General features: G+C 61.7%; 12 protein-coding genes. 7 read left to right on the forward strand and 5 right to left on the reverse strand.

All coding sequences use genetic code 11. The annotated features are described in order from the left end of the window. Nucleotides 1-8 precede the first annotated feature (8 nt). The 3 genes from pstA to pstS form a co-directional block, all read right to left on the reverse strand. On the reverse strand, nt 9-902 hold the full coding sequence (gene pstA / locus AC0SZ7_RS17985) for a phosphate ABC transporter permease PstA (protein WP_455924486.1): 894 nt from the start codon (nt 900-902) through the stop codon (nt 9-11). Next, a complete protein-coding gene (gene pstC, locus AC0SZ7_RS17990) occupies nt 899-1,867 on the reverse strand; it encodes a phosphate ABC transporter permease subunit PstC (protein WP_475505643.1) in 969 nt (322 codons plus the stop codon). The genes pstA and pstC overlap by 4 nt, the downstream gene beginning before the upstream one ends. A 74-nt stretch (nt 1,868-1,941) precedes the next feature. Beyond that, a complete protein-coding gene (pstS, locus tag AC0SZ7_RS17995; RefSeq protein ID WP_475505644.1) occupies nt 1,942-2,973 on the reverse strand; it encodes a phosphate ABC transporter substrate-binding protein PstS in 1,032 nt (343 codons plus the stop codon). Between the two features lie 990 nt (nt 2,974-3,963). Between pstS and AC0SZ7_RS18000 the strand changes: the two genes are divergently transcribed. Next, nucleotides 3,964-6,711, forward strand: coding sequence for a beta-glucosidase (locus AC0SZ7_RS18000; protein WP_475505645.1), 2,748 nt, complete (start codon nt 3,964-3,966; stop codon nt 6,709-6,711). A gap of 76 nt (nt 6,712-6,787) precedes the next feature. Here the strand turns inward: AC0SZ7_RS18000 and AC0SZ7_RS18005 are convergent, their stop codons facing one another. After that, nucleotides 6,788-9,199 carry a glucose/quinate/shikimate family membrane-bound PQQ-dependent dehydrogenase gene (locus AC0SZ7_RS18005; protein ID WP_475505646.1) on the reverse strand — a complete coding sequence of 804 codons (2,412 nt, stop codon included), beginning with the start codon at nt 9,197-9,199 and terminating at the stop codon, nt 6,788-6,790. 321 nt (nt 9,200-9,520) lie between these two features. Between AC0SZ7_RS18005 and AC0SZ7_RS18010 the strand changes: the two genes are divergently transcribed. Next, entirely contained in the window at nt 9,521-10,885 is a 1,365-nt protein-coding gene (locus AC0SZ7_RS18010) for an outer membrane beta-barrel protein (protein ID WP_475505647.1), read from the forward strand. A gap of 62 nt (nt 10,886-10,947) precedes the next feature. Then, nucleotides 10,948-11,832: a LysR substrate-binding domain-containing protein gene (locus AC0SZ7_RS18015; protein ID WP_475505648.1), complete on the forward strand. Its 885-nt coding sequence runs from the start codon at nt 10,948-10,950 to the stop codon at nt 11,830-11,832. 29 nt (nt 11,833-11,861) lie between these two features. Here the strand turns inward: AC0SZ7_RS18015 and AC0SZ7_RS18020 are convergent, their stop codons facing one another. Next, on the reverse strand, nt 11,862-12,296 hold the full coding sequence (locus AC0SZ7_RS18020) for a MarR family winged helix-turn-helix transcriptional regulator (RefSeq protein WP_475505649.1): 435 nt from the start codon (nt 12,294-12,296) through the stop codon (nt 11,862-11,864). 126 nt (nt 12,297-12,422) lie between these two features. Between AC0SZ7_RS18020 and AC0SZ7_RS18025 the strand changes: the two genes are divergently transcribed. From AC0SZ7_RS18025 to AC0SZ7_RS18040, 4 genes are all read left to right on the forward strand, one after another. Continuing rightward, nucleotides 12,423-12,911 carry a flavin reductase family protein gene (locus tag AC0SZ7_RS18025; protein WP_475505650.1) on the forward strand — a complete coding sequence of 163 codons (489 nt, stop codon included), beginning with the start codon at nt 12,423-12,425 and terminating at the stop codon, nt 12,909-12,911. Nucleotides 12,912-12,989: 78 nt separating this feature from the next. Further along, complete coding sequence (locus AC0SZ7_RS18030) at nt 12,990-14,222, forward strand: acyl-CoA dehydrogenase family protein (RefSeq protein WP_475505651.1); 1,233 nt, start codon at nt 12,990-12,992, stop codon at nt 14,220-14,222. A gap of 51 nt (nt 14,223-14,273) precedes the next feature. After that, the gene (locus AC0SZ7_RS18035; RefSeq protein ID WP_475505652.1) at nt 14,274-15,263 is read left to right on the forward strand and encodes an amidohydrolase family protein; all 990 of its coding nucleotides are present in this window, start codon (nt 14,274-14,276) and stop codon (nt 15,261-15,263) included. Between the two features lie 56 nt (nt 15,264-15,319). Beyond that, complete coding sequence (locus AC0SZ7_RS18040) at nt 15,320-16,783, forward strand: aldehyde dehydrogenase family protein (protein WP_475505653.1); 1,464 nt, start codon at nt 15,320-15,322, stop codon at nt 16,781-16,783. Nucleotides 16,784-16,804: the final 21 nt, after the last annotated feature.

The raw sequence follows: 16,804 nt of genomic DNA on the forward strand, positions 1-16,804 counted from the left end.
TCCGGCTCTCAATACTTGGGCTTGCCGAAAATACGGCTCACGATGTTCACCACCAACACGATCATCACCAACACCAGCGAGGCCGCCCAGGCCAGCTCAAGCTGGTTGTCGAAGGGCATGCCGGAGAAGTTGTAGATCAGCACGGCAAGCGACGCCGTAGGGTTCATGACCGCCAGGCTGCCGTCGTGGTAGATCCAGTAGTTGCTGAACAGCGCGGTGAACAGCAGCGGCGCCGTTTCACCGGCGGCGCGCGCCACGGCCAGCATGACGCCGGTAAGGATTGCCGGCATGCCGGTTGGCAGCACAATTTTCCAGATCACCTGTGCCCGCGTGCAGCCCATGCCGTAGGCGGCGTCTTTCATGATTTTGGGCACCATCTTCATCGCCTCCTCGGCGGTGAGCACGACAATCGGCAGCATCAGCACCGCCAACGCCACACCCCCCGCCGGCGCCGAGTAGGTACCCGTGGTCATGACCACCAGCGCATAGGCAAACACGCCCGCCAGGATCGACGGCAACCCGGTGAGCATGCGGGCGGCAAAGCGCGAGGCGTTCGCCAGCTTGCTGTCCGGCCCAAGCTCTGCGAGGAACACCGCCGCCAGGATGCCGACCGGCACCGCGATGGCCGCCGCAATGCCGACCATGACGAAGGTGCCGACCAAGGCGTTGCCAAAACCGCCGCCAGTCTCGAAGCCGGTGGGCGGCAGCTCGGTGAACACTTCCAGGCTCAGGCGCGCACCGCCGCGGGTGATCAGCATGTACAGCACGGAGATCAGCGGCACGCTGGCCACCAGGGCCCCGCACCACACCAGCGTGGTCAGCACCAGGCTGCGCAAGGCGCGCCCTTCGAATCTGCGCTGCAGGCTGGGCAGCGCGGTGGCTGGGCTCGTGAGGTCGGTCATTGGCGGTTCCCCCGCTGGGCGTAGAGCATGATCATCGACCCGAAGACGTTCACCAGCAGCGTGATCAACATCAACACCAACGCGGCGTACATCAGTGCCTCGACCTCGTTAGGCCCCGCTTCCGGGAAGTTCAAGGCCAGCAAGGCGGCCAGGGTGTTGGCCGGGGCAAACAAGGACAGCGAGATGGTATTTGCGTTGCCGACCAGCATGGCCAGGGCCATGGTTTCGCCCAGCGCGCGGCCCAGGCCCAGCACCAGCGAGCCGAAGATACCGGTGGCCGCCGATGGCACCATCACCTTGAGGATGGCCTCCCAATGCGTGGTCCCCATGCCATAGGCCGCTTGCTTGGTTTTCATCGGCACGCTGGCCAGCGCATCCTGCGAAACGGCGGCAATGGTCGGCAGAATCATGATGGCCAGCACCAGCGCCGCCGGCAGCAGCCCAGGCCCACTCAATGTGGTGCCAAAAAAAGGAATCCAGCCCAGCTCGCTGTTCAACCAGGCAGTCAGCGGGCGAATGGCCGGGATCACCACATAGATGCCCCACAGGCCGTACACCACGCTGGGAATAGCGGCCAGCAGTTCGACGATGGTACGAAACACCGCGGCAAGCTTCGCCGGCAGGAAGTCCTGGGTCAGGAAGATGGCCATGCTGACGCCAAAGACCCCGGCCACCAGCAAGGCGATCAGCGCGCTGTATAGCGTGCCCCAGATCGCGGGAAGAATGCCGTACTTGCCCTGGTTGACGTCCCACACGCTGCCCAGCAGTTCGTCCAGGCCATGCTTCTCGATGCCTGGAAGTGCCTTGCGGCCCACTTCATAGATAATGGCGAAGACCAATGCCAGCACCAGCACCACGCCGATGCGGGCAAGCGCACGGAACGTGCGGTCAACCAGGTAATCTTTCGCGGACGGTGGCCGGCAAGCGGAACCGGGGCTGTCCGGTATGGCAAAAGGCGTGTTCATAGGCGAATTCCGAAGCTGGGAATAAACGCGCCAGGCATGGCTGACCTGCCACGCCTGGCGTTGCCTGGCAGGTGTTACTGGATGTTGGCGGACGCTTTGCGCACCTGGTCGACAACCGGCTGTGGCAGCGGGATGTAGCCCATGGAGTCGGCGATTTTCTGGCCGTGGGTCAGGCTGTACTCAACCATCTCGCGCATGGCCTTGGCCTTGGCCGGGTTGGCGTTGTCCTTGCGGAAGATCAACCAGGTGTAGGACGTGATCGGGTAGGACTTGGCGCCTTCCGGGTCGGGCAGCCAGGCCACCAGGTTCTCCGGCATGTTCACCGCCGCCAGCGCCTCGGCGCCACTTTCGGCGTTCGGCACCACGTACTGGCCAGCCTTGTTCTGCAACTCGGCAAAGTCGACCTTGGCCAACTTGGCGAAGCCGTATTCGATATAACCGACGGCGCCCGGGGTCTGACGCACAGTGGCGGTTACACCATCGTTCTTGGGCGACTTGATGAACTTGTCGGTGGCCGGCCAGTTGACGGTATTGCCTTCACCCAGCGCTTCCTTGAAGCCAGGGTTGATGGCCGACAAGTGCTTGGTGAACACCGCAGTGGTACCGCTGGAGTCCGCACGCACGACCACGGTAATAGGCGTGGCAGGCAACTTCAGCTCAGGGTTCGCCGCAACAATCTGTGGGTCATTCCATTGGGTGATCTTGCCGAGGAAGATGTTGGAATACACATCGCGTGGCAACTTCAGCCCCTTGGGGTTGCCCGGCAGGTTATAGGCCAACACGATTTCACCGGCGGTCATGGGTAACAGCTGCACGCCCTCGCCCACCTTGGCGATGTCTTCAGCCTTCATGGCCGAGTCACTGGCAGCAAAATCGACCGTCTTGTTCAGAAAGTCCTGGACACCCGCGCCACTGCCCTTGGACTGGTAGTCAACCGTGACGCCAGCACTGTTCTTGCTGAAGTCCTTGAACCAGGCGAGATAGATCGGGGCCGGGAAACTGGCGCCGGAACCTGTCAGACGGATGCTTTCTGTGGCGAAAGACGCCGAGGTAGCACACAGAGAAATCGTAACGGCGAGTGCGGCAGACTTCATCAGGCTGATCATCGAAAAGCGCTCCGTTTGATGGTCTTCATAGTTTGCATCAGCGCCGTTACGCATTTGTGACGGTCAGGCTACAAAGCGGGTGTTTGGCGGCTATTCCGCCGATCTGGGGTGTGCGGGGCAAAGGTTGGCGCTGGGTCAGGGTTTGCCGGACAAGGATGCTTGACGCAGAAACCTCCTTTCCATCCGACGGCTACGGCCCAGCCACGCGCTGTAGCCGCTGCCGACAGACTGCGCTGGCCTATGGGTACGCTGAAAATTTCCAGTGTGGTTGAGGGCCAGCGCAGCCTGCGGCAGCGGCTTCGGCGTTGGGGCTGGCCGTCCACCGGTTAAAGCCATAGCCAAAAGCGGGCATTCAGGCCTCGAACGCTCCGCGCCCTGCCCTTTGCACAACCGCCACAATCACCGCCGCCGGTTCCTGCTTGGGGATTTCTTCGCGCGCAGCGGTGGCAGACAGTGCAGCGATCACATTCGCGATTTCCTGGCCTTGCAATAGGCAGCCTCCTGGAGCAGGTCACTTCCCCCAACGGCACACCATCAGATATGCCCTACCCTGCCAAACCTGACGGTGTAAACATTGCGAGAATGGAGTTGCAACTTAGTTAGCCACACAACTAAAAAACACCTGCCATTCTCGTAATAACTGCTCACTAATGAATGCCACCAGCAACTTCCTAAATACCCAAATACCCGCACCGCCCAGCCGCTAATACGAAAATACAATAACCGTCCCGCCATTTAAGTTTGACACTCGCCGGCAACGGGAGTCCCATTCAATACTCGTTATTGCGTAGAGCTGCCATCTCGATGGCGGAGAATAAAACCGAAGCCGGCCATAACGGATCCAACACCCAGCGCAGATGATAGCCATAACTGCCAGCCTATTAACGGCACGCCGATCTGGATTCTGTTTCAACCGCTTTACAAGTTCGCCCTCGTTGTCTTTATTACGCCCGGTCTTCCCCTGGAGGGTTACCGGTGGGAGTAATTAAAATGAGAAGAACAGGCTTACCCGCACTCGCTACTTCATTCACCTTGTTAGCCCTTGCCGTCGCCCAAGTGTGCACACAACAGGCGTGGGCGCGCACCTTGCAGCAGGCGAATGCGCTGGCACAACAAACCCTCAATCAAATGACCCTGGCGGAGAAACTCGACTATATCGGCGGTACCGGCGGCTGGGACGTCAAACCCCTGCCTCGCTTCAACCTGCCGCAGATCCTGGGCGCCGATGGCGGGCTTGGGCTGCGCTACACCAACCAGGGCAACGACCAGGGCGTGGTCTACCCCAGCGGCCCCAGCCTGGCAGCCTCGTTCAACCTGCAGCGGGCGCTGGATTTCGGCCGCGCCCTGGGTTATGACACGGCGAGCGGCGGCTACCACTACATTACCGGCCCGGGCATGAACATGTACCGCATGCCGTATGGCGGGCGGAACTTCGAGTATGTAAGCGGCGAAGACCCCTTCCTCGGGGCCAGCATGGCGCCGGCGGTCATCAACGGCATCCAGTCCCGGGGAATATGGGCCGACGCCAAGCACTATGCCGCCAATGACCAGGAAACCAACCGCTTTACCCTCAATGAAACTATTCCCGAACGCGTGTTGCGGGAAATCACCCTGCCGCCGTTTGAGTCAGCTTCAAAGAACGGCAAAGTGGCGTTGATGATGTGCTCGTTCCAAGAGGTAAATGGCGACCACGTGTGTGAAAACTCGCACCTGATACGGGAGATACTCAAAAACCAATGGGGCTTCACCGGGTTCGTGCAAACTGACTACGGTGCCATTATCGATGGGTTGAAAGCCGCCCAGGCCGGTACGGACATCGACATGCTGTTTGGCTTGCAGATGAACGCCACGGTGTTGACGCCTTATCTGGACAGCAATGTGTTGGCCGTTGCCACCATCAATGACAAAGTCCGGCGTATTCTGCGGCAAATCTACCTGTACGACTTTGACACTTATGTGCCGCCCACTGTTCATGACACCAATAGCCTGGCCAGTAATCAGGCGTCGCTTAATACGGCGCGTGAAGGGATTGTGCTGTTGAAGAACCAGGGTAACTTCCTGCCGCTCAATGCCGCCACCGTACAGAAAATCGCCGTGGTGGGGGTACTTGGCAAATATGCGCCGCCCAGTGGTTTCGGCAGCGCGTTTTCCTCGCCGCTCAATTACATCAGCGAGGCGAGTGGCCTGGCGCAAGCGGCCCCGCAGGCGCAAGTCACCTTCCTTGACGGCTTGTCCCTGGACCCCGCCGCCGCCACTTGGACGCATACCGAGGGCGGCAGCGAAGTGCCCGGCCTGACCGCCGAATACTTCACCAATGCCAACTGGACCGGCGACGCCGCGGTGACCCGCACCGACACCTTCGTCAATCTGAATTGGGACAGTGACGAAAACCTGCCCACCAACGGCGACACGGCCAATACCTCGATTCGCTGGACGGGCAGCTTCACGCCCACCACCAGTGGCGAGCATGTATTCAAGGTGCGTGCCGATGGCCTGGTGCGCCTGACCGTCGATGGTGAGCCGCTCCTCAACAACGGTGACGGCACACCACTGCCCGACAACCAGATACCGCCGACCATTCCGGTGTACGCCAAGGTCAACCTGGATGCCGGCGTGGCGCACACCGTGGTGCTGGAATACTCGCGCCGGCCGGGCTATATCGCCAGCCTGGGTGGCTTGACCGGCGTGCAGCTGAGCTGGGCCTCGCTGGTAGCGCCCAGCGACATAGGCAGCTACGACGCGGTGCTGGTGGCTGCGGGCAACAGCAACGAGTACGAGGGCGAAGGGTTTGACCACATGTGGGAATTGCCGGAGTTCCAGGGGCAATTGATCCAGGACATCGCCAGCAAGAACCCGCACACCATCGTCGCCCTGCATGGCGGCACCGGGCTCAAGGTCAACGACTGGGTCGACCAGGTTGCTGGGCTGCTGCATGCCTTCTACCCGGGCCAGAACGGCGGCCAGGCACTGGCGGAAATCCTCTTCGGGCAGGTCAACCCATCAGCCAAGTTGCCCATCAGCCTGGAGCGCAATCTGCAGGACAACCCCCTGTACAACTTCTTCCCGACGTTTGACAACAACGGCACGCTCACCGAGATCAGCTACGCCGGTGACCTGCTGCTGGGCTACCGTGGGTACGAAAAACTGGGGACCACGCCGCTCTACCCGTTCGGCTACGGGTTGTCGTACACGCGGTTCCGCTATTCGGACATCCGGGTCAACCCGCCGGTGGCATTCGGCAACTCGCCCATCAAGGTGTCGTTCAACGTCACCAATACCGGGCAGCGCGCCGGGGCCGAGGTGGCAGAGCTGTACGTTGGCCAGCGTAACCCACGCCTGACGCGGCCGGACAAGGAGCTCAAGGGCTTCCAGAAAGTGACGCTGCAACCTGGGCAAACGCAACGCGTGACCATCGAGCTCAATGGGCGCTCGCTCGCCTATTACAACCCCAACCGCAATGCCTGGGTGGTGGACTCGGATGTGTTCAACATCGCCGTGGGCGGCGCTTCCAACGATATCCGCCTGCGTACCCGGGTGCTGAGCCCGTTCCGGCAGCAGCTGTCGGTCAGCGACAGCAACCCGTTGCCGCGGGCAGTGCAGCGCGCCGTACGCAACACCGCCACCGGCCAGGGGCCGGACCAGACGGACGACGTGCTGTTCACGCAAACCGTCTCGGATGCGCCGCAGGTGCCGCCGGGAGCGGGGTCGGGAGGTGGTGCACCGGGCAGTACGCCGTAACCGCTAGCTGAATGCACCTGGGGGGCCTCGTCAGGGCCCCCCAGGTGCATGGTTGCAGCGTCAGTACCCGGCGCTGCTATTGGCTGGAAGGCAACGCATAGGCAATCAGGTAGTCGCCCATTTTGGTACCGAACGACCCGTGGCCGCCGGCCATGATCACCACGTATTGCTTGCCATTGGCCTCATAGGTCATCGGTGTGGCCTGGCCGCCGGCCGGCAAGCGCGCTTCCCACACCAGGTCGCCATTGGTGACGTTGTAGGCGCGCAGGTAGTTGTCCTGGGTGCCGGCGATGAACATCAGGTTACCTGCGGTCGAGATAGGCCCGCCCAGCATCGGCACGCCGATCTTGAGCGGTGGCAATTGAATGCCGGGCAAGCTGTCGCGCACCGTGCCGATCCGTTTGCGCCATGCCACCTGGTGGGTCTTCAGGTCCACCCCGGCCACATAGCCCCAGGCAGGCGCCTTGCACGGCAAGCCCAGTGGCGACAGAAACGCATTGATTTCCACGCCGAAGGGCACGCCATACTGCGGTTGGATACCCATCTCGGTGCCCGAACTGCCACCGTTTTCGCCATCTTTAGGCCACAGCGGGTTGTTGGGGCCGCGAGGGATCAGCTTGGACACGAACGGCAAGGCCATCGGGTTCATCAGCGCCACTTGGCGGTCCGGGTTGACCGAGATGCCACCCCATTCGAACACGCCCAGGTTGCCCGGGAACACCAAAGTGCCCTTCTCCGACGGCGGCGTGTACTGGCCCGCGTAGGACAGGCGCTTGAAGATCACCCGGCACATCAGCTGGTCGAACATAGTGGCGCCCCACATGTTCTTGTCGGTCAGCGTCTGCACCGATGTCAGGTTCAGCGCCGAGCGAGGCTGGGTGGGGCTGGCACGGTCACCGGGCGCCGCATCGGTCGAGGGCACCGGCACTTCGGTGACCGGCACGATGGGCTTGCCATCACGACGGTCGAGCACGAACAGGTTGCCGGCCTTGGTCGGCACGTAGACGGCGGGTACTGCTTCGCCTGAACCGACCTTCACGTCAGCCAGGGTTGGCTGGGAAGGTACGTCCATGTCCCAGAGGTCATGGTGGGTGGTCTGGAAGCTCCACACCAGCTTGCCCGTGGAGGCGTTCAACGCAACCACCGAACTGGCGTACCGCTCCATGACCGGGGTGCGGTTGCCGCCCCAGATGTCCGGCGTCGGGTTACCCGTAGGGATGTAGACCACGTCGGTCTTGGCGTCGTACGCCAGCGGCGCCCAGGCGTTGGGTGAGTTGTTCACCAGGGTGTGGCCGTCGCCCGGCACGGCATTGGGGTTTTCCGCGCCGGTATCGAACACCCAGCGCAGCGCACCGGTATTGACGTCGTAGCCGCGCAGGGCACCCGAAGGCTCATGAATGGACAGGTTGTCCGTCACCGAGCCGCCGATCACCACCGTGGTGCCGGTGACCACCGGCGGCGAAGTAGGCTCCAGGCCACCCGGGTAGGTGTAGGGGTGCATGTGTTTGAGGTCCAGCTCGCCCTTGTTGGCGAAGTCAGTGCAGGCCTTGCCAGTGTCGGCATTGATGGCGAACAGGCGGCCATCGTTGACCGGCAGGAACACTTTGCGCGGGCATTCGCTTTGGACCGGCGCGGCGCTGGCGAGGCTGGTGGCGAATTCGGCAGTGTTGGCGCTGTCGTAGTAAGCCACCCCGCGGCAGGTCAGGTGCTGGAACGAGGGGTCAGCCTGCAGCTTGGGATCGAAGCGCCACTTTTCCTTGCCGGTCGCAGGATCCAGCGCGACCAGGATCTGGTGGGTGGTGCAGATGAACATGTTGTCGCCGATCTTGATCGGCGTGAGCTCGTTGGTGGTCTCGCCCGAGTCGTTCGCCGTCTTGCTTTCGCCGCTGCGGAAGGTCCACGCCACTTCCAGCTTCGCCACGTTTTTCTCATTGATCTGGCTCAGCGGCGAGTAGCGGGTGCCTGCCTGGGTCCTGCCGTAAGCCGGCCAATCGCCCGGCGCCACACCGTCGATGGCCTGGGCTTCTGCCGGCTGGGTGGCGGCAAGGGTGCCGTTGATTTCCTGCGGGTCGTTGAAGATCGAGTACACCAGCACGGCAATCGCAAAGGCCAGTGTTACCACCAGGAATGTCCTGCCGGCCTTGAGGTCGACACCAAACCCCCGGGTTACGGCAGGCACCAGCAGCCAGATGCCCAGCACCCCGAGGATATCCAGGCGCGGCACCAGTGCCCAGAAGTCCGAGCCGGCCTCCCACAGGCCCCACACGGTGGTCACCAGCATCAGCGCGCCGTACAGCCACGGCGCCGCGCTGGAGCGCCGCCGCAGCAGCAGCGCGAACACCAGCAGCGCCAGGCCTGCGATCACGTAGTAGAAGGAGCCGCCCAGGGCTATCAGCCATACCCCACCGGCCAGCAGGACCAACCCGATCAGGGCGGCGACAATCACGGTAAACGTTTTCAGACCTGACTCTGTAGCGGGAGTGTTCATGTTCGTATTTTCTCCAGTCCGCGGGCCAAGGGTTGCAGACGTGATCAACGCTAATGACTCAGTGATCGTAGTTGAACGCCCCCTTCTGTCCAGTTTGGCTGACTGTCGATTGCAGCCGGCGGCGCCCACGTTGGGGCCACCGATGCGGCCCATGACGTTGCGCACACCACGCGGTTGCCGTGCTCGAACAACGGGCGCCATTCATCTCTGAAAACGATTAATCGTTGCTATTAATGCATTGGATATTGTTCCGGGGATCCCCGAGGCTAGCAACGCACCTCAACGCTTCGCCACCATCACAATAATAAGAGTGAACGAGACATGAACCCCATCAACGTCAAAACGTCTGGTGCGCTGTTTGCTGCGCTGGTTTCAACCGGTTGCATGGCCGCCGACGCCGCTCAATCCCCACCTGAAGGCACGGCGGTTCGCAGCATGTTCGGGGACACGCTCGAAAAGGATTATGGAATTATCGTTTCCGGGCTGCTGGACGTCGGCGCTTCGCTGAACAACAACTCGTCAAGCAAGGATCGGCAATCGGGGCTTACCAACTCGCCGCTCACAGGCTTTGCCGACGAAGGTTTCGAGATGGAAGGGCTACACCTGTTCGCCGACAAGGCGATAAAGACCACCGAATTCCTACGGTTGACGCCATTGCCAGGGCCGGCACCTACCGAAGCGTCCTTCGGCTTCACCATGGAAACGCTGTACGGACGCAACGCGCAAAACTCCCGCCTGTATGGCTGGGATTATCACTGGGGCATCAATTCACCCGGTGACAAGGATGCCGCCAAAGCCACACGTGACCGGCAGAACTTCCTGTCCACGCCGAACCTTGCGGCAACCGCCTACCTGCCAGTCGCAGGTGGGGTGACGGTAATGGCAGGCATTTTCGGCGGAGGCATTGGTTACGAGATACCTTCCAATTTGCGGCTGGCCCGCAACCCGTTCGCCTCCCACTCCTACGCCTTGATCGCTGAAGGCGGCCCACTGGCAGGCGTGCTGGTGGGCACACGCCTGATCAATAACAGGGACATGTTGCTGGGGGTGGAGTTGGGCGTCGTTCAGGGCCAGGCGAACGTGCGTGACAACAACGACGAGAAATCGCTACTGGGGGCAGTGCGTTGGCGAACCGCGGACATGAACACCTGGATCGACTATGAGTTCCTGCTCGGGGATTCACAGAACGACAGCTTCAGCGATGTCCAGACACCCAAGGGGCGCGTCACTTCCCCGGACGGTCAGTTCAAACAGATGCACTCCTTGAACGGCTGGCACACTTTCGACCAGCACTGGTCCATGGGCGCTGAGGTGCTGTATGGACGCCAGGATGGCGACGGCAAGCCGGACACGGTTGACGTGATTACCGGCCCGGGTTTCAACGGCGCCAGTTGGTGGGGCGCCAACGCGGTGGTGACTTATCAGCTGCAGAAGAACCTGTCGTTCTCGACCCGCCTTGAACACTTCGATGATAAAGACGGCTTCATCCAGTTTCCCGCTTCCACCGCCCGTGGTGCTTACGATGCAATCACTACCGGCCTTCGCTACGACGTCAATAAGTACCTGGCATTGCGCCCCGAGCTGCGTTACGACACATTCGAGGCAAAAGAACATGATCGTCCGTTCGGCAACGGCGACGCCCGCAATCAATTGACCGGTACCGTAGAGGCACTGTTCTACTTCTAGATGGCTGAGGCACGGCGCGGCGAAAAGCCGTGCCGTCGCCGATCGTTCAATGAGGGCTTTCGATGGAGCTGCGCCACCTGCGTTACTTTCTTGCCGTGGCGGAGGAAGGCCACTTCGGTCGCGCGGCCGAACGCCTGAATATCGTCCAGTCGGCACTGAGCGTGCAAATCAAGGCGCTGGAAGATGAACTGGGAGGCCCGTTGTTTATCCGCACCACCCGGAAGGTCGCACTGACCCAGGCGGGCGAAGTGCTGCGGCGCGAGGCGCAGCATACGGTCGATCAGGCGGACCATGCGCGACGCGCGGTCAAGCGTTCGTTGAACGGTGGCTCTGGCATCGTCCGGGTGGGTTTCGCTGGAAACGCAGTGTTCAGCGGCCGCTTGATGGACGATGTCAACGCCTTCCACCTGGAACATGCCGATGTGGAGTTGCAGCTGCAGGAAATGCCGCCGTTGTTGCAAGGCGCCGCGATTTTGTCCGGCCGCATCGATGTCGGGTATACCTCAGGGCACAGCTTGAGCCGCGACTCCATGCTGCGACGTACCTGCATCGGCGAGTGGCCGGTGATAGCGGCAATGCGCAGTGACCACATCCTTGCAGGCCAGGCCCACCTGATTCCCGCTTCACTGATCGATCACCCGATCATTCTCTACACGGCAGACGAACGCTACAAAACCCTGGAACCTGCCTTGGAAAAATCCATGGGCTGCAGCCCCTACATTGCCTATCGTGCGGCCAGCACGCTGACCGTCCTGGCATTGGCTGCGTCGGGCCTGGGCGTTGCACTGGTACCCGAGCCACTGACGCAGGTACAGATTCCCGGCCTGGTGTACAAGAAGGTCAAGTCACGGGACCTCACGGCCCACCTGTTTCTGCTCAGCCGCAGCGCAGAAACCACCGGCGCGGTGAGGGCCTACCTGGATATCGCGCTGAAAGCGAAGGCCTGACCCGCGCCATCACCTTTGCAAGGCTTGCATCAAGGCTCTATCACGTCCAGCCGATCATAGATGTCGATCAGTATTTCCTTCAACAACTCGCGCTTTTCCCGAGGCAGGTGGGCAATCGCGACATCCTCGAAATGCTTGGCCATTGGCATGAGTTCATCGATCAACGCTTCCCCCTTCGCCGTCAGGTTGATTTCAACGCTGCGGGCGTTGTTCTCGACGCGGCTGCGTGACACCAGCTCCAGCTTTTCCATGGCGCCGACCAGTCGCGAGAGCGTCGAGATTTCGATGCTGGTCATGCCCGCCAGGTCATTGAGTCGCTGGTACTGCGCCTCCCGCAAAGCGCTCATCACGCGGTACATCGGCACCGTGACGCCATAACCGGCGATACGCCGGGAAAACAGCTCACCGAATCGCACGCCGACACGGTTGAGCAGAAAAGGATACGAATCGGTCAGTTTGAACACTGCACAAGGCCTCTTGAATGACGGGCTCACTATACCAAAAAAAGCGGAAACTATTTCTTTGACAACATTTGCATTTGCAAATATTGTTATCGCAACAGATCTTCCTGATAACAATAAGGAGTCACCATGGAAGCCGCCGTTGCATCACCCACCGTTGAACAGTCGTTTCGCAGCGCCATGCGTCGCTACGCCGCCAGCGTCACCATCGTGACCGCCGCCGATGCTTCGCGGCGCCATGGCATGACCATGACGGCTGTCAGTTCGCTGTCCATGTCCCCGCCGTCGATGATCATCTGCGTGAACCAGTCAACGCTGCTCAATGACATCCTGCATTCGGGCCGCGAGTTCTGCGTCAACGTGCTGCGTCACGACCAGGCGGACCTGTGCAGCGCCTTCAGCGGCGGCGTGCCTGCGCAAGAGCGCTTTACCGACAAGTACTGGCGCAATTGCCACGACGGTCTTCCGTACCTGCGTGATGCCCAGTCCGTCATCGTCTGCCGAAAAGCAGCGGCCATCCCCTATGCCACCCACACCATTTTCGTCGGCACTGTCGTGGACGTTTTCCTCGAAGACGACGTCAAGCCCCTGCTGTACCGGAACGCGACATTCGGTTGAGCCCCTTTCAACAGCGGACGGGCGATACGGTTTTATACCGGCTTCGCGTCGTCTCCCCAGCCCCTTTCGGGAGCAAGCATGAACACCATCGAAATTCCAACCCAGCGCACCTCCCTGCCTGTGTCTCATCGCCCGCTACTCGGCGAATTGCAGGCGCGCATCAGCGAACTGTGCCCGGCGCTCGCCGCGCGGGCCGGCCAGATTGAAGCAGACCGCAGGGTCTCGATGCAGAACATCGAGGCGTTGCGCGACATCGGCTTCTTCAACGTGGTCAAGCCCAAGGCATTTGGTGGTTACGAGTTCGACTTTTCAGCGCTGGTGGAGTTGAACATCGGCCTGGCCAAAGGCTGTGCATCGACGGCGTGGGTAGCCGGCCTGCTCGCTGCCCATCAATGGCTGCTGGGCACGTTTAGCGAGCAGGCACAGAAAGATGTCTGGGATGACAACCCCGACGCCCTGGTATGCGGTTCCTACGCCCCGGCCTGCAAGGCAGAAAGCGCCACGCACGGTTACACCATCAGCGGGCGCTGGAGCTTTGCCAGCGGTAGCGCCTGTGCCCAGTGGGCGATGTGTGCCGCCATCCTGCCTGCCGACGAAAAACGTGCTGCGGGGCCTGCCTTCCTGCTCGTGCCAGCCAAGGACTACGTCATCGAGGACACCTGGAATGTCGTGGGGCTGGCCGGCACGGGCAGTAACACACTGGTAATGAGCAATGTCTTTGTCCCTGCGCATCGGGTGCTGACCTTTGCCGAGGCCAGCAACGGCGCAGGCCCGGGTGCCGGCGTTTACGCCGGCAATCCTGCGTTCAGGATGCCAATGCTGTGCAACATCCCCTCTTGCCTGGCCTCCGTGGCCATCGGGGCGGCCAAGGGTGCGCTGCAGGACTACCTGGAGCGCACGGCCACCCGGGTTACCCGCGGCGCGGTAGCCGGCGGGCAAAACCGCATGGCCGAGTTCGCCACCGTGCAGTTGCGGGTCGCCGATGCCCAGGCCAGTTGCACGGCCGCCCACCGCACGCTGATCGCAGACCTCAAGGAACGGCAGGCAACCATTGAAAGCGGGCAAACCCTGTCAGCCAGTGAACGTATCGAAAGCCGGCTTGGCCAGGCGTTCTCCGTGGCACTGGCCGTCCGCGCCACCGAAGCCTTGAACGCCGCCACCGGCGGTCAAGGCCTGGACACCTCCCACCCGGTTCAACGCGCCTGGCGCGATGTGAATGCCGTGTCACGGCACATCAGCATGAACTGGGATGCCGTCGGCACCATGTATGGCCAGCTGGCACTGGGGCTGGAGCCCAAGGGCCAATATTGATCGCCTGCACACCCGCGCTCACACCCACAATAACAACCCATAGAGCCCATCATGTTTAAAGTCACCGGAAAAATCGCCCTCGAAGAACATTTTGCCACCGAGGAAACGTTGCACGACTCCCTGGGCCAGATGCCGGATGCCGTAGGGCCGGAACTCAAGGCCCGGCTGTTGGACATTCAGCAGCGGCGCATCGCGGAAATGGACCGTCATGGCATTGCACTGATGATCCTCTCGCTCAACGCCCCAGCCGTACAGGCCGTGCCCGATATCCAGGAGGCCAACGACCTGGCGCGCCGTTCCAACGATTATCTCGCCGAACAGATCGCCCAGAACCCGACCCGTTTCAAAGGCTTCGCTGCGCTGCCAATGCAAGACCCGGAACTGGCCGCGCTGGAGCTGGAGCGCTGCGTCAACGAACTGGGCTTTGTAGGTGCCCTGGTCAATGGTTTTTCCCAGGTCGGCGACGCCAATACCGTGCGCTATTACGACTTGCCACAGTACCGTCCATTCTGGCGCAAGGTGGAAGAGCTGGATGTACCGTTCTACCTGCACCCCCGCAACCCGCTGCCGGCCCACGCCCCTATCTACGACGGGCACCCCTGGTTACTGGGCCCCACCTGGGCCTTCGGCCAGGAAACCGCCGTGCACGCATTGCGCCTGATGGGCTCCGGCCTGTTCGACGACTTCCCGAAGCTTAAAATCATTCTGGGGCACATGGGCGAAGGCCTGCCCTACAGCATGTGGCGTGTCGATAACCGCAACGGCTGGATGAACATCCCGGCCAACTACCCGGCCAAGCGCAAGATCGCCGAGTACTTCCACCAGAACTTCTACCTGACGACCTCCGGCAACTTCCATGACCAGACCCTGATCGATGCGATGCTGGAAATTGGTTCCGACCGCCTGCTGTTCTCCGCCGACTGGCCCTTCGAAAACATCGACCACGCCTCTGATTGGCTCGATAGCGCGTCGATCAGCGACAACGACCGCGTGAAAATCGGCCGCAGCAACGCAGCCCGGCTGTTCAAGCTGGGCAAGTAAGCCCGGCAAGACCCACCGCAGCACTGCAGATCATCGTCACTGGCAGGAGAACAATAATGCACGCGCAATTGGCAAGACACTGGATCAACGGTGAGTGGGTAGGCTCGCAGACCGTGGGGGAATCCATCGATCCGGCAACCGGCAACGTCATCGGTCATTTCGCCGACGGCGGCGCCGCTGAAGCCCAGTTGGCCATTCAGGCGGCCGCGACAGCCTTTACCCACAACCGCTGGCGCGAGGATAAAAACCTGCGCGCCGACGTGCTGGAGAAGCTGGCCGCCTGCTTCGAGCACCACACCGAAACACTGGTCGCGGCCCTGTGCCTGGAAAACGGCAAGATTCGCGAAGAAGCGCTGTTCGAAATCACCATGCTGGCGCCCAAGCTGCGCTACAACGGCGCACTGGCCCGGTCACTCAAAGGCGAAAGCGGTAGCGCACGCTCTGGTTCCCTGTCGATGATCGTCCGTGAGCCGGTGGGCGTGGTTGGGGTGATCGTGCCGTGGAATTCGCCAGTGGTGCTGATGATTCGCTCGGTCGCACCGGCTCTGGCAGCGGGCAACGCGGTCGTGGTGAAAATGCCCGCACAAACCGCCGTCCTCAACGCCCTGGTAGCCAGCATTTTTGCGCAGGTGCCCGAGCTGCCAAAGGGCATCGTCAACTTCTTCACCGAATCCGCAGGCGAAGGGGCGAAGTTGCTGGTGGCATCGCCTGATGTGCCGGTGCTCAGCTACACCGGATCAACCCAGGTGGGCGCCATGATCGCGTCGCAGGCCGGGCACCACCTCAAGCGTTGCAGCCTGGAACTGGGCGGCAAGACGCCTCACCTGATTTTCGCCGACGCCGACCTGCAGCGGCTGATTCCAACCGTGGCGGCATCCGTCACGGTTTTCGCCGGCCAGTTCTGCATGGCAGGCTCGCGCGTCATCGTGCACACAGACCTTGCTGAACGCGTGGTGGAAGGCATCAAGCAGCGCTTCAGCGAACTACGCCTGGGCCCCGCCGCCGATCTGCAGAGCCAGATGGGCCCCATGATCGACAAGGCCAACGTCGCCCGTGTAGACCGAGTGGTCGAGCAGGCCATCAGGGACGGCGCGCAGGTGGTGTTGCGCGGTGGGCCGGTGGTAGAGGGGCCATTGGCCAGCGGTGCGTTCTACCGCCCTACTCTGCTCAGGGTCAGTGATGGTTCCCTGAGCATCGTTCAGCAGGAAACCTTCGGCCCGGTGATGACCGTGCAGACCTTCGAAACAGAAGAAGAAGGCATCGCGTTGGCCAATGACAGCGAGTTCGGCCTGGCAGCGGCCATCTGGACCCGCGACACAGCACGGGCTTTCCGTGTTGCAGGGCGCATGGAAGCAGGCACCGTGTGGCTGAACGACTGGGCGCAGGTCCACGATGAGTTCGAGGAAGGCGGTTACAAGAAATCAGGCATGGGGCGCCTCAATGGCAGCTCCGGCATCGACGACTTCCTGGAGATAAAACACATCACCTTCAGTACCGCCGACGACCATTCCGCGCCCTGATCGGAGGCAGGTTGGTTCGTT

It is taken from the genome of Pseudomonas sp. JC1203 (genome assembly GCF_056175065.1).